This window comes from Enterococcus sp. DIV0755b (assembly GCF_051713765.1).
GTDB classification, from domain to species: Bacteria; Bacillota; Bacilli; order Lactobacillales; family Enterococcaceae; genus Enterococcus_C; species Enterococcus_C canintestini.
Window position 1 is genome coordinate 182,553 of the sequence record NZ_JBIOQN010000001.1, and the last position, 13,718, is coordinate 196,270.

The 13,718-nt window shown below is 37.4% G+C and carries 11 protein-coding genes; 4 read left to right on the forward strand and 7 right to left on the reverse strand.

The window, feature by feature from the left end; translation table 11 throughout:
* Position 1: 1 nt before the first annotated feature.
* Together IGI65_RS01000 and IGI65_RS01005 are read right to left on the reverse strand one after the other, a co-directional pair.
* Positions 2 to 403: an acetyl-CoA carboxylase biotin carboxyl carrier protein subunit gene (locus tag IGI65_RS01000; RefSeq protein WP_438772968.1), complete on the reverse strand. Its 402-nt coding sequence runs from the start codon at positions 401 to 403 to the stop codon at positions 2 to 4.
* A gap of 21 nt (positions 404 to 424) precedes the next feature.
* The gene (locus IGI65_RS01005; RefSeq protein ID WP_438772969.1) at positions 425 to 742 is read right to left on the reverse strand and encodes a hypothetical protein; all 318 of its coding nucleotides are present in this window, start codon (positions 740 to 742) and stop codon (positions 425 to 427) included.
* 430 nt (positions 743 to 1,172) lie between these two features.
* On the opposite strand from IGI65_RS01005, the gene IGI65_RS01010 reads away from it, so the two are divergent.
* The 3 genes from IGI65_RS01010 (at position 1,173) to citG (ending at position 4,287) form a co-directional block, all read left to right on the forward strand.
* On the forward strand, positions 1,173 to 2,567 hold the full coding sequence (locus IGI65_RS01010; protein ID WP_412258282.1) for a CitMHS family transporter: 1,395 nt from the start codon (positions 1,173 to 1,175) through the stop codon (positions 2,565 to 2,567).
* Positions 2,568 to 2,741: 174 nt separating this feature from the next.
* Positions 2,742 to 3,437 carry a GntR family transcriptional regulator gene (locus IGI65_RS01015; protein ID WP_412258284.1) on the forward strand — a complete coding sequence of 232 codons (696 nt, stop codon included), beginning with the start codon at positions 2,742 to 2,744 and terminating at the stop codon, positions 3,435 to 3,437.
* Positions 3,430 to 4,287 (forward strand): triphosphoribosyl-dephospho-CoA synthase CitG, encoded by an 858-nt coding sequence (gene citG, locus IGI65_RS01020; protein ID WP_438772970.1) that lies wholly within the window; start codon positions 3,430 to 3,432, stop codon positions 4,285 to 4,287. The genes IGI65_RS01015 and citG overlap by 8 nt, the downstream gene beginning before the upstream one ends.
* Here citG and IGI65_RS01025 read toward each other — a convergent pair whose 3' ends face one another.
* Positions 4,288 to 4,998: a response regulator transcription factor gene (locus IGI65_RS01025; protein ID WP_438772971.1), complete on the reverse strand. Its 711-nt coding sequence runs from the start codon at positions 4,996 to 4,998 to the stop codon at positions 4,288 to 4,290.
* Between the two features lie 38 nt (positions 4,999 to 5,036).
* Between IGI65_RS01025 and IGI65_RS01030 the strand changes: the two genes are divergently transcribed.
* The gene (locus IGI65_RS01030; RefSeq protein ID WP_438772972.1) at positions 5,037 to 6,848 is read left to right on the forward strand and encodes a sensor histidine kinase; all 1,812 of its coding nucleotides are present in this window, start codon (positions 5,037 to 5,039) and stop codon (positions 6,846 to 6,848) included.
* A gap of 108 nt (positions 6,849 to 6,956) precedes the next feature.
* Here the strand turns inward: IGI65_RS01030 and IGI65_RS01035 are convergent, their stop codons facing one another.
* The 4 genes from IGI65_RS01035 to smc form a co-directional block, all read right to left on the reverse strand.
* Positions 6,957 to 7,613, reverse strand: a complete 657-nt coding sequence (locus tag IGI65_RS01035; protein ID WP_438772973.1) for a lysostaphin resistance A-like protein — start codon at positions 7,611 to 7,613, stop codon at positions 6,957 to 6,959.
* 148 nt (positions 7,614 to 7,761) lie between these two features.
* The gene (gene ftsY / locus IGI65_RS01040) at positions 7,762 to 9,252 is read right to left on the reverse strand and encodes a signal recognition particle-docking protein FtsY (RefSeq protein WP_438772974.1); all 1,491 of its coding nucleotides are present in this window, start codon (positions 9,250 to 9,252) and stop codon (positions 7,762 to 7,764) included.
* 32 nt (positions 9,253 to 9,284) lie between these two features.
* Complete coding sequence (locus IGI65_RS01045; RefSeq protein ID WP_438772975.1) at positions 9,285 to 10,094, reverse strand: Cof-type HAD-IIB family hydrolase; 810 nt, start codon at positions 10,092 to 10,094, stop codon at positions 9,285 to 9,287.
* Positions 10,095 to 10,127: 33 nt separating this feature from the next.
* The gene (smc, locus tag IGI65_RS01050) at positions 10,128 to 13,709 is read right to left on the reverse strand and encodes a chromosome segregation protein SMC (RefSeq protein ID WP_438772976.1); all 3,582 of its coding nucleotides are present in this window, start codon (positions 13,707 to 13,709) and stop codon (positions 10,128 to 10,130) included.
* Between the last annotated feature and the right edge of the window lie 9 nt (positions 13,710 to 13,718).

Consider the following 13,718-nt stretch of genomic DNA (forward strand, 5'->3'; position numbering starts at 1 on the left):
ATTAACTAAATGTAATTAACGCTTCTCCTGGATTTACCATTTGTCCTTGTGTCACGTGAATGCCTGTTACAGTACCAGCTTTTGGTGCGACAACTTCATTTTCCATTTTCATCGCTTCTAAAATCATCACCGGTTGATTTTCTTTCACTTCATCGCCAACGTTTACTAAAATTTTCAAAATCGTCCCCGGCATTGGTGCAGTCATCGCATCTGCACTTGCTGGTGTCGTAGCCTCCGGTGCTTTATCTGCTGGTTCTTCAGCACTACTTGTAGCAGCAACTACTGGTTCAGCGACAGCTTGTGGTGCCGGTTGTGGTGTTGCTGGTTGTGGCACGCCCCCAATTTCTTCCATCTCTACTAAATACTCTGTTCCATCAATTGAAATTTTGAATTTACGTAACATAATCATTCTCCTCTGCGTTTTTTATTTTTTGATAATTTTTTTCACGATCATCTGACTATCTGCTTGTTCTCCCGCAGCGATGCTTGCTGCGATAACAGAAACTAACTGGGCCTCAGGATTGCGTTCCAAAATTTTTTTGACAACAAACTGACTATCTGTCTGCTCACCGGCCATAATCGCCGCGGCAATAACACTGACCAATTCATAGTTTTTGGCATCTGTTTCAATATAAGCGGGTACTTCTTGCCCAACTGCTAGATCATTTTCTACTATTGGTTCCGTTTTCACCAGTGTGTTTTCTATTCCTTTTTTCTGCCGGAAAAAATCCCATAATCCCATCGACTCACTCCTTTCTTTTTTATTACTTCCACCTTTAGAAATACAGTAATTTGAAAAATTTAAGGTCACGAATTAATAACATCTTCATTATAGAATGATTTACTACCATGAGAAGTTTTGCTTTGCGATTAAATTGTTCTTTTGCTGTTTCAAAATCCCCTTTTTTATTAAAAACGCTTTACAACGTTGATTTAAAAGCATTTTACTCGCGTTAAGAATTTATTAATAACTTTTTAAGTACCTGCTAAGATTTAGTAAATCAAATTGTTTTTTTGGTGTTCCTTTTGAAAAAGTTTGTTTTTTTTTAGAAAATCATTGTTTATGATGTAAGCGTTAGCAGAAATATTGTGAAAATTTGCATTTATTAGCCGGCTTGCAAATGATTACGTTTAACTGCAACTAAAAATGGGCTTTTGAAAGGAAGAAGGAAATGTTACTTACAATTTTATCCTATCTCATGATTATCGTCTTCATGTTTGTGATCATGAAAAAGAAATTATCTCCCCTTACGTCATTAGTTATTATTCCTTTAGTTTTTGCATTAATCGCGCTTGCAGCAGGTGTAACCGCGCCACCAGTAGTAGACGGTGTAGCTGGTAGTAACAATATTGGTGACTGGGTGATGGAAGGTATTAAAACGACCTCTAACACTGGGATTATGTTATTATTTGCGATTCTTTATTTCTCTATTATGTTAGATGCTGGTTTATTTGATCCCATCACCAAAAAAATGATTCATTTTGCTAAAGGTGACCCGATGAAAGTTTTGATCGCCACCGCAGTTGTAGCCGCAGCTGTTTCATTAAATGGTGACGGTACCACAACCACTTTAATTTGTTGTTCTGCTTTTATTCCAATTTATAAAAAATTAGATATGAAGTTAATGAATCTTGGTGTTTTGGTTATTTTACAAAATACTATTATGAATTTATTGCCTTGGGGTGGTCCAACAGCCCGCGCAATGGCTGTTTTAGATGTTGGTGCTGAAATCTTAGCTTACTTAATGCCAGGGATGATTATTTCTGTTTTATTCGTTATCTTTATAGTAGCACCTCACATGGGACGCCAAGAAAGAAAACGCTTAGGTATCAAAGAATTATCCGATGCTGAAATTGAAGAAATGACTGCTGTAACAGACCCTGAAACAATGGCGATTCGTCGGCCAAAACTTTTTGCCTTTAACGGTATTATGACGATTGTTTTAATCGCTTGGTTAGTTTTAAGTTCTTTTGCTGATCAAATTGGCTTACCCGGCTGGTTTGCCCAACCACCTTTATTCTTATTCTTACTAGGTACTTGTATTGCCTTAATCGTAAACTACCCAGTTTTAAAAGATCAGTCAGCGCGAATTGGTGCTAACGGTGGTGATGCGGTGCAAGTTGTAATCCTTGTTTTTGCTGCCGGTGTCTTCATGGGTATTTTCCAAGGTTCCGGTTTGGCTGAAGCATTAGCGACAAGTTTCACTTATATTATTCCAAAACAACTGGCAGGTTTCTGGGGAATTGTGATCGCCTTAATTTCTGCTCCTGGTACTTTCTTTATTTCAAACGATGGTTTCTACTTTGGGGTTATGCCAGTCTTAGCAGAAGCAGGCCGCGCCTATGGCTTTACTAATATGCAAATGGCACTTGCCTCATTAATGGGACAAGCATTCCACTTATTGTCACCGTTAGTAGCGTTTATTTATTTATTACTACGTCTAACCAAACTAGATATGGGGCAATGGCAAAGAGAAGCTGGTAAATGGGCCGCTTGTATCTTCATCATTTTCGTCGTGACGATTATGTTATTTGGGCACTTACCTTTTTATATCCCACAAAAATAAAAGCAAAAAGCCGAGCCAGCTTTGACTCGGTTTTTTCTTTTTAACTATTCAATACTATTTTAATGTCTGCTATGCTAAATTCAGATATTGACAAAACACTGGATTAAAATAGGATGGGCCCGAGAAATTCACTCCTACGACAAAAGACAATTAACAAAAGGATGACTGATAACGATGAACGAAACGATTGCCGCTGTAAAAAACAACTTAGACTTATCGCAAAATCAACCCTTAAAACTTTCTATTTACGAAGCCTTTCGCAAAAGCATAATTCTCGGCCAAATTCCGGCTGGAGAGCGTATCAACGAAAAAGAATTTTCAGAAACGTTAAATATCAGCCGAACTCCAATTCGTTATGCTCTTCATCAATTAGTGGAAGAACAATTAGTTGAACATGTTCCCAGAGTTGGCATCGTAGTGAAAGGGATTAGTATAAAAGATGCCCATGAAATTTATGATATTCGCAAGTCTTTAGATACACTAGCCACCATTAAAGCCATGCAGTTAATGACGCCAAAAGATTTTGATGATTTACGGGCGCTATTAGAAGAAGGCGATCGCTTAAATCAAGCAGATAAAGTGGATGAGGTTTTACAAAATTTTTCTGATTTTAACTCCTTTATTTACGAAAAAAGTCAAATGAAGCGTTTAAAAACCATCGTCACTGATCTACAAGCCTACCTCGTCTATTTCCGAGACATTGCCATTCGTTCTTCAGAAAGACGTTATCGCGCCTTAGAAGAACATTGGCTCCTTTATCGGGGGATGGTCACAAATGATATCACCCAAGTTACTTTGATTACCCATGAACACTTGAACCATTCCTTACAATTTATTTTACAAGAAATGGAGTCTCATCAAATTGAATAAACAAATTTATCGCGTCGATGCCGCCGCCAAAAAGGCTTTGTTTTATGAAGTCGCTCTTTCTCCTAAGCCCGGCTTAGTCGACCGCTTAACCAATGGTGCACATATAGATATGGACTTTTATCTCTTTATCGATAGCATCTTGGCCTTATCCCCTTATTTTAGCCAATATTTAAATGCCGGTTTCACCCATGACGGCGCAAAACGTGATTTATTTTCTGAACTACGAAAAATAGGGCAAGAAGCCGAGACAGCCATGTTCACTGCGACAAAAGGGGTCAATACTCACAAAGGCGCCAATTTTTCTTTTGCGATTTTATTAGGGGCTACGGGGCTTTATTTACAAAAAAATCAGCTCCCCTTCACAGCAGCTGACTCTGAAAATATTTTACAATTAAGTCGTGAAATCACCCAAGATCTCCTAAAAAAAGATTTTAAATATATTGAAAAAAAAGCAACCTTAACTCATGGTGAAAAACTCTATTTACTAAACGGTGCGACTGGTATTCGCGGCCAAGCAGCAGCAGGCTATCCTGCCTTAGCCACTCATTTATTACCTTATTTACGTCAAAATCGTCAGTTACCCCAAGAAGAATTATTACTGCGGGCCCTCGTCTTTTTAATGAGTGAACTTGAAGATAGTAATATCTTACATCGCGGTGGAGAAGTATCTTTAGTCACACTCCAACGTGAGATGAAACAGCTCCATTTATCTAACTTAGCACTCCCAGATTTGAAAAACGCGCTGATACAATACGATCAGACGCTGATTTCACGTAATTTAAGTCCCGGGGGCGCAGCTGATTTATTATCTCTTGGTATTTATTTTGCACTCTTAGAAGAATTATTTTAACTATTCTGTCACAAACGTATAACCGATTCCCCACACTGTCTGCAAATATTTTGCGTTTTTGGGATCTGCTTCAATCTTATTGCGTAAATGATTGATAAAGACCATAATAGTGTTAGGATCGGTTTTTTCTTCATTCCAAACACTCTGATAAATTTGTTCTTTGGAAAAAACTTGATTGGGATTTTCCATAAAAAATTGCATCAATTGTATTTCTTTAGAAGACAATTTCACTGCTACATCATTTTTGTACAGTTGATAGCGATTTTTATCATAAGTAAATTCACCCAGTTTTAAAATACTACTGGTTTTCACTTGTTGACCAGTATGTTTTTTAATCACTAAACTACGGTCTAAAGAAGCCAGCACTTGCGCTTTTAAAATAGCTGGCGAAAAAGGTTTCGTCAAATAAAGATCTGCGCCGGTTTCAAGGCCGGTTACGATATCTTGTTCTTTGGTTTTACCACTTAAAAAAATAATCGGTACCACACTATTTTCATTGCGAATCATTTGAGCTAAATGGTAGCCGTCGTTTTCATATTCTAAACTGATATCCAGTAAAAATAAATCAAATGTTACCCGACTCATGATATCTATCGTCTTTTCAATGGAATCACTCTGATAAATTAAAATACCGGTTGCTTGTAATGATTTCCAAATCAGACGGCGAATTGCTGGATCATCATCAACTACTAAGATCTTTTCACTCCGCATTATGAATTCCTCCAAGTTAAAATGAAAGGCTTTAAAAAATGAAAAAGTTGACTAAAAAAATGAATGCGCTTTTTATTACTGTGATGGTCATTACCTTTTTAGGCATCATTATCACGGCTTTAAGTTATCATAACATACAACAAGAGGCTTTAAAAATGGGAAAAACACAATTAGAACAGGTCAATGAGGTGAGTACCAAACTAATTGTCGCAGAAGTTGCCAGTAGCGCTAATGACTTAGATAGCTTTATCATCGATACTGTTGATGCCAGCGTCCCCTTACAGTTACCGCAGCAAAATGATCTCTTGTCACAGTTTTTTAAACGTAATAGCGCTTTTGCTGGTATCTTTCTTTTTGATAAAACAGGTCAAGAGCTAGAGCATCATTTTGCCAGTGAAGATGCAACAGTAAATAATGAATTAGCAGATAAAGCAAAACAAGATCCTTTTTTTTCGAATGCTTTAAAAGGTCAAGTAACACAAAATGGAAAAGCTTATTTTATCAATCAGAATTCTTTTTTTAACCTCTATCATCCCATTTATAACGCCAAAAAGGAAAGCGTTGGATTAGTGGTGGTCCCATTAAACTTAGAGCAATTATTTTTAGCTAAAATTCAACCAACAGATACTGACCAGCGTTATCCGTTAATGAAAAATGAAAAAATGGAAGTTGTCATGCATCCAGCCAAAGAACAGGTTGGGTTAAATATTATTACTGGTCGTCAAAAAAAATTCCCCAATTTGGACTACACGGACTTAGAAAGGCTTGATCGCTACCAAAAGCAACATGAAAAAGGTAGTCTCAGCTATCACTCTTATTGGTGGAATGAATCAAATCTAACCTCTGTTTTAAAACTGAATGCTTTTCAATGGGTTAAAATTGGCGAGGAACGTTTTGTGATTGCAAATACATCTGATTTTTATCAAGATAATGGTTGGATTTTGCACGATTTACTGATTAATTTGGGGTTAGTAGTCATTTTATTAATGGTTGCTTCTTTGTTGGTGCTAATGGCTCGCTTAAACGCAAGACAACAACAGGTGGCAAATGAAAATCAGCACCTAAAAGACAAAAGACAATTGGAAAGTGAAAAGCATCAATTGGAAAAAAGGCTATTACAAGAGTCGAAAATGGAAACAATCGGGCTGGTTACCACCGGAATTGTGCATGATATGAATAATTTTTTAACACCGCTACTTGGCAATATTGAATTACTTATGACAGAATATAAAGATGATCCCGAACTCTTTGAAGATTTAAAAGATATGCACTTTGCCGCTAAAAAAGGGCAACAACTTTCACAACGGATTTTGCATTTTTCAAAAGAACAGGATCAAATAAAAAAAGTTCAATCGCTGACTGCTGCAGTAACAGAAGCGATTGCCGTCATGAAAATTTTAATTCCGCGTTCTGTTACAATTAAAGCAGATATTGAACTTGCAGCAGACGCATTATTCCAACAAGATGACGTCCAAGTATTATTGTATAACTTAATCACCAACGCCTACCAAGCAAGAGCAGATGCTACTATTACTGTTTCTCTTACAACGCCTTCTGCTGCGATGCAGGAAAAAATCGCTAACCAAGCGATTATTTACCAAAATAAAAATTTGGCCATGATTCAAGTCTCAGATAATGGTCCTGGCATAGATCAAAGTATTCAAGATCAAATATTCACTCCTTTTTTAACTACTCGCAAAGAAGAAGGAGGTACTGGCTTAGGACTCTTTGTCGTCTCTTCCATCATTAAACGTAATAGTTGGCTATTAGAAGTAACCAGCTCCACTGCCGGTACTTGTTTTAGTTTGATTATTCCCATTATAAAAAAAGAAGATACCCTTAACTCATAGCCAATAAAAAAAGGCCTAAAAGAGTAGCAAGCAGGTTGTGATAGCTAAAAAAGTTAGACTTTTAGCCATTACCACTAGTCGCGATCCTTTTAGGTCTTTTTAGTTGTATTATTTTAAGGTCAAAAACATGCCCAGAAAGCCTAAACCATTATAAAGCATATGAACCATCATCGAACAACGTAAATCCTCAGTTTTTTGATAAACACAAGCTAACACGATTCCTAAAGTCATATATAAGATCAGCGCAACTGAAAGCCGCGGTTCATGCATTAACCCAAATAACAATGCCGATGTGAGGACCGCTAAGATTTTAGCGGTTGGTTCTTCTTTATTCCAAAAGTAATTCATAAAAATCCCACGAAAAAGTAACTCTTCAATTATAGGCGCTAAAATAACACCATAAACGGTTATGGTAATCGGATTGACCAAAAAGCTTTGGTTAATCCCCACCTGATTTTCGGTAGTTTCAGATAAAAAATTACCTAAGACAATATTAGCCGCAAACATACTTACTACACCCAAGAGGACATATTTCCATTTTCCTGCAATTTTTGTTTCCCCAATTTTACGGGGGTTATAAGTTGCTAATTGTTTTTGGTAGCGGGTGATTAAAAAATAAATAAATCCTCCCCCCACTAAAATACTAAGGATAGCCAATAAACCGTCACTAACTCCGGGCAAAAATACTACTGTGGAGACGATATTTTGCAGTAAAATGAAACCGCAATAAAAGAGTAATCGTTTCAATAAACTTGTATTTGTCATATCCTTCCTCCTAATTAAGTGTCTCACCACTTGTTTATTGTAAATTAAAGATAAAGACGAAATTTTGCACCCATAAAAAGCAAAATTCCGCCTAATTCTGAAACATTCATTTCCAAATAATATTTCTTTAAACTTTGCAAATAGTCGCTTAAACGTCTTTGATTAAACCTTTAAATAAGCCCACAATAAATTCATTAGGATCAAAAGGTTCTAAATCATCAATGCCTTCTCCTAAGCCAACTAATTTTACCGGTAAATGCAACTCATTGCGAATAGCTAATACGATTCCACCTTTTGCCGTTCCATCTAACTTGGTTAAAATTAGACCGGTAACATCGGTAGTTTCTTTAAACTGTTTGGCTTGGACCATCGCATTTTGACCCGTTGTAGCATCTAATACTAATAATACTTCATGAGGAGCGGTTGGTGCTTCTCTTTTGATTACGCGTTTGATTTTTTCTAACTCGTTCATCAAATTGACTTTATTTTGTAAGCGACCAGCCGTATCCACTAATAAAATATCCGCATTTTGTTCTTTGGCTTTGGCCATGGCATCATAAACGACTGCTGCCGGATCACCACCAGCATTTCCTCTGACAACTTCTACACCAGCCCGTTGTCCCCAGACAACCAATTGATCAATTGCACCAGCTCGAAAAGTATCCGCAGCTGCTAGTAACACTTTTTTACCTGCTTGTTTATATTCATATGCAAGTTTACCGATACTCGTTGTTTTTCCCACGCCATTGACTCCGACAAAAAGCATTACGGTTAAGCCATCGGTTTGAATGTTCAGCGTATTAACTTCATCTGTACCGGCTTCATCATATAAATCTACCATTTTTTCAATCATGACATTTTGAACTTCAGCCGGTTTTTTTACGTTTCTTAATTTCACTTCTTGTCTTAAATCATCTGCAATTTTCATCGCCGCTTCAAAGCCGACATCCGCTCCGATTAATGTCTCTTCTACTTCTTCAAAAAATTCTTCATCAACGCTACGGAAATTGGCAAATAATTCATTTAAACGTTGACCAAAAGTCTTACGAGATTTTTTTAAACCTTTATCATATTTTGCTTGGACGTTATCAGAAGCAAGTGGTTCTTTAATTTCTTCAACTTGTTTTTCTTCTTCTGATGTTAAATTTGTTGCATCTGGCGCTTTAACAGTTGAAATCTCTGACGCTAGTGTTTGGTTATCATCTGGTTGTACTTGTTTTTCAACAGTCGTCTCTGAAGATTGCGTTGATATTTGATCAGTCGGTGTTTGTTCAGTTGGTGTTTGATTAGCCGCCTTGGTGACTGACGCTGGTTCTTTTGTCACCGTCGTTTCTTTTTCATCAACTGGCATTTTAGCCGGAGAGTCCACTGCTTCTTTCATCTGTGGATTTTCTGCTTCAGAATTTTCTACTTCAGAATTTTCTGCGCCAACTGTCTTAATGTCAGCCTTTTGATTAGCTTCCGCAGTTTTTTCTGATGTTATTGGCGCATTTTCAGGTATCTCTTCAGTCTCAGGAGACACTTGTTCACTTTCATTTTCTGTCGTATCGACTGGTGTTTGTTGCTCTTTTACTTCTTCAGACGTTTTGGTTTCAGTTTCTCCCATCAACGCCTTTTTTATTTTATCGAAAAAGCCCATCGTAAACCTCCTTCTAACAATTTGTATTTCATTTATTGTAACACGTATTTTTCAACTACTTGTGCCACACCGTCATCTGTATTACTAGCGGTCACCACATTCGCAGCAGCCTTTATCATAGGAACAGCATTTTCCATCGCGACGCCCAAGCCGGCATATTCAATCATTGGTAGATCATTTTCTTCATCCCCAATTGCCATAACTTCAGCAGCAGTAATGTTCAAATGTTGCGCTAACAATTGACAGCCATAAGCTTTCGTGACACCTTTTGGCATAAATTCAAGTAAAACATCGCGGGTTTTAATAATTTCATAGCGTTCATTTAATGCAGCTGGAATTTTTGCCAACTGCTGATCCAAATAACTCTGCTCAAAAGCTACAACTGCCTTATTGTATAATAAATCTTCTGTTAACGCGGCTGTTGTAAGTGGCTCAAAATGCAATAATGGGTTTAGTTTTGCATAAATCGACTCATGATTTGGATCAGTCGGTAAAACATAGACAATCTCATCTGAAACAACATCTAAAGGTAACTCTAACGCTTCAGCCAATGCGATTAATTCTTTGACATTGGCATAACTTAAAGTGGATTTTGCCATGACTTCACCAGTATCATTTTTTTGAACTAAACCACCATTAAAAGTGATACTATAATCCCCAGCTTCTTTTAATTGCAATTCTTCTAAATAAGGCCGGATTGCCCGTAATGGTCGTCCTGTACATAACACAATTTTAACACCTTGTGCTTTTGCTTTGGCTAATGCTGCTTTATTGCGGGGACTTATTTTCTTATTGTTATCTAACAACGTTCCATCTAAATCGATGGCAATCATCTTAATCAATGAACTAGACTCCTTATCAAAAATTCTAACGCTTTATTTACTTTCGTTTTTAATTTTGCCACCTTCACTAACATCTTCTAGGCGTACTGAAACAATTTTAGAAACACCTGATTCTTGCATCGTCACCCCATATAAGACATCAGCAGCTTCCATCGTTCCTTTACGATGGGTTACCACAATAAATTGGGTGTCGTCTTGGAAACGACTTAAATAGTGACCAAAACGCGTGACGTTTGCTTCATCAAGGGCCGCTTCAACTTCATCCAACACACAAAAAGGAACCGGTCGCACTTGAATAATAGAAAATAGTAATGCGATTGCAGTTAAAGCTCTTTCCCCTCCAGAAAGCAAACTAAGATTTTGCAGTTTTTTACCTGGAGGCTGGGCTTCAATTTCAATCCCTGTATTTAGTAAATCAGTTGGATCAGTTAACATTAATTCCGCTCGACCGCCACCAAACATTTGTGGGAAAACTTCTTTAAACCGTAAGCGGATGGCTTCAAAAATTTCACCAAAACGGATCTTTACTTCTTCATCCATCTCATCCATTGTCTTAAACAACTGATCTTTGGCAGCAAGTAAATCATCTCGCTGACTAGTTAAGAAAGTATAGCGTTCTAATACCTGTTCATATTGTTCAATCGCATTTAAATTCACCGGCCCTAAACGGTCAATATCGCGTTTATAGCGTTGAATTTCATTTTTAGCCTGTTCTGTATCTTCTACTTCATCATATTCTTTGGCAGCTAACTCATAGGTCATACTGTATTCTTCTTGTAAATAAGTTAATAAATTATCCAAATGAATATCCGCACGATTTTTGGCGACTTCTTCTTTCGTTTTTTGCGACAATAATGTTTTTTGTTCCACATTCAATTGCGCAATTTCATCATCTGCTTTTGTGATGATCTGCTGCAAATCACTTCGTTCTTGTCTTTTTTCACTTAAGTCTTGTTCCAAATCATTCTTACGCTGATCCAATTGAGTAACTTTTTGTTGCAGCGCTTCTTCTGATAATTCATGATCACCTGAATTAGAATTTAGAGCCGCCATTTGCCGTTCAAGGCTTTCTTTGCGGGTGTTGGTTTCTTGTAAGGCGATGTCGTTGGTTTTAAGGGCCTCTTTTAAGTGGCTGACTTGTTCCAAAGCAACTGCCAATTCTGCTTGTTGTTCAGCTAGTGCGCTACTAGCTGCTTGTCGTTTGGCTTCAATGACATCTTCTTGTTCTGTTAGTTGTTTAATTTCTAAATTAATGCTTTCTCTTTGACTATCTACTTGGGCTTGTTTTGCAGTCAATTCTACTTTTTGTTCTTCGTAGTCGGTCAAAAATTGCTGTACTTCACGATTTTCATAAGCAAATACTTTTTGTTCTTTTTCTAAACGTTGCAATTCATTCGTAACGTTTTTGATTTGGTTGCCTAATTCTTGTTCTGCTAAGCGAGCACTTTCCCCACTAGTTCGTAATTCTTCTAGGGCAGATGCTTTTTGCGTTTTTCTAGTTTCAATTAATTGAACTTGTTTTTCCGTCGCTTGCAGTCGTGTTTCTAACGTCTGTAATTGAGCAGTTAAATTTTGTAGCTCATTGGTTTGACTAAACAAACTACCTTGGTTGCCCCGTTTAGTGGCCCCACCAGTCATAGAACCGCCGGCATTCATGACGTCACCTTCAAGGGAGACCACCCGATAACGATATTGGATGTCGCGGGCAATTTCATTTGCACTGGTTAGATCTTGGGCGATTAATGTCGCTCCGAGTAAATTATCACAAATTGCTTGCAACTCTGGTGCAACCTGGACTAATTCATTTGCAACACCTAAAAAGCCCTGATTTCTAGTAGCCTGATTTACCACAGTTTCACTCAAATGACGTCCTTTTATCGTGGTCATAGGTAAGAAGGTTGCCCGTCCCCCTTGGCGTTGTTTTAAGAAAGTAATCGCCTGTCTAGCATCCCCTTCATTTTCTACCACCACGTGTTGCGCAGAGCCACCTAATGCTGTTTCAATTGCTAAAGTATATTCCGTTGGTACTTGAATCAGCTCGGCTACAGCACCTACAATTCCTGAAAGTTTTTCTTTGTTTTGCAAGACGATTTTAACACCTTGATAAAAACCAGTGTAATTATCTTGAATATCTTGTAGACTCTTTTGTTTGGCCCGTACTTGTTGCACTTGTTGCATCAAGCTATACATTTTCTTTTGTTCTGTTTCAAATTCTTGTTGTAACTTTTGGGCTTGTTGTTGCACTAAAATATAATTTTTCCGCTGTTCTGCCAACGTATTTTCGGCTTCTGTCAATTTTTCTTCTAACTCGTTTTTTTGAACAGACAGTGTTGCCGTTTGTTGATGTAGCTCGCCTTGTTTCGTAATTGTTTTTTGATTTTTAGCATGTTCTTGTAAATATTGACGCTCCAAATACTTTAGCTCATTGCCGATATTCGCATGTTCTTGCATTTTTTCAACGTATTGAGCCCGTAATTCTTCTAAAAGCTCTTTAGTCGATTTTTGCAAACGGGTTAATGTTTCTTTTAACCCACTAACTTCTGTTTCTAATTGTTGCACTTGACCGTTTTTAGTGGAAAGTTCTTGAATAATTTTTTGCTTTTTATCTTCTAGTTGCGTTATCTTTTCATTGTTTTCCGCCAAATTTTCTTCGTATTCGGCAAAACTGCGTTGGGTATGCTTTGAGCGTTCCAAAAGCACTTCTCGTTGTCCTTCAGCTTGTTTTAAACTTTCAGTTAGAAAAAGCAACTGCTGGTTAGCGGTCTCTAGCCATTGATCTAATTCTTGTCGTTTTTGTCGTTTTAATTGTAATTGGCTTTCTGCAGCGGTCATTTTACTTGTTAAAGCTTGTAGCGCTTTGTTTAATTGTTGCAAATTATGCTCGGCGTCATCCCAAGCGGTTTTTGTCATTTTAATTTCTGTCACTGTTTGCGCAACATCGATTCGCTTCAACGCTTCTTTTAAGCGCAAAAACTCTTTGGCCGCTTGACTTTGTTCTTTTAGCGGCGTCAGTTGATCTTCTAATTCATAAACGATATCTTGTACCCGACTTAAATTATCTTCTGTTTCAAATAATTTTTGCTCAGCTTTTTTCTTACGCTGTTTATATTTTAAAACACCAGCTGCTTCTTCAAAAATACCGCGTCGATCTTCTGGTTTACTCGCAAAAATTGCTTCTACTTTACCTTGGGAAATGATAGAAAAAGACTCTTTGCCAAGGCCTGAGTCCATAAACAAATCTTGAATATCTTTTAAGCGACAGCTTTGTTTATTGATATAAAAATCACTTTCACCACTCCGACGCAAACGGCGCGTCACACTAATTTCACTATAATCAAGAGGTAAATAATGATCACTATTATCTAGTACAACTGTTACTTCGGCAATATTTAAGGGCTTGCGAGAATCTGAACCGGCAAAAATAATATCTGGCATTTTGCCTCCTCGCAAACTTTTAGCTGATTGTTCGCCTAAGACCCAACGAATTGCTTCAGTGATATTGCTTTTCCCACTACCGTTAGGCCCTACAACGGCTGTTACGCTATTTTCAAAATCAATTACGGTGCGATCTGCAAAAGATTTGAAGCCTGCGATTTCAATTTTCTTTAAATACACGAAAGCTCC

Coding starts and splice junctions, on each gene's coding strand:
- IGI65_RS01005 (WP_438772969.1), bottom strand. CDS start 742: ATGGGATTATGGGATTTTTTCCGGCAGAAAAAAGGAATAGAAAACACA.
- IGI65_RS01015 (WP_412258284.1), top strand. CDS start 2,742: ATGAACGAAACGATTGCCGCTGTAAAAAACAACTTAGACTTATCGCAA.
- IGI65_RS01030 (WP_438772972.1), top strand. CDS start 5,037: ATGAAAAAGTTGACTAAAAAAATGAATGCGCTTTTTATTACTGTGATG.
- IGI65_RS01035 (WP_438772973.1), bottom strand. CDS start 7,613: ATGACAAATACAAGTTTATTGAAACGATTACTCTTTTATTGCGGTTTC.
- IGI65_RS01010 (WP_412258282.1), top strand. CDS start 1,173: ATGTTACTTACAATTTTATCCTATCTCATGATTATCGTCTTCATGTTT.
- IGI65_RS01025 (WP_438772971.1), bottom strand. CDS start 4,998: ATGCGGAGTGAAAAGATCTTAGTAGTTGATGATGATCCAGCAATTCGC.
- ftsY (WP_438772974.1), bottom strand. CDS start 9,252: ATGGGCTTTTTCGATAAAATAAAAAAGGCGTTGATGGGAGAAACTGAA.
- IGI65_RS01000 (WP_438772968.1), bottom strand. CDS start 403: ATGTTACGTAAATTCAAAATTTCAATTGATGGAACAGAGTATTTAGTA.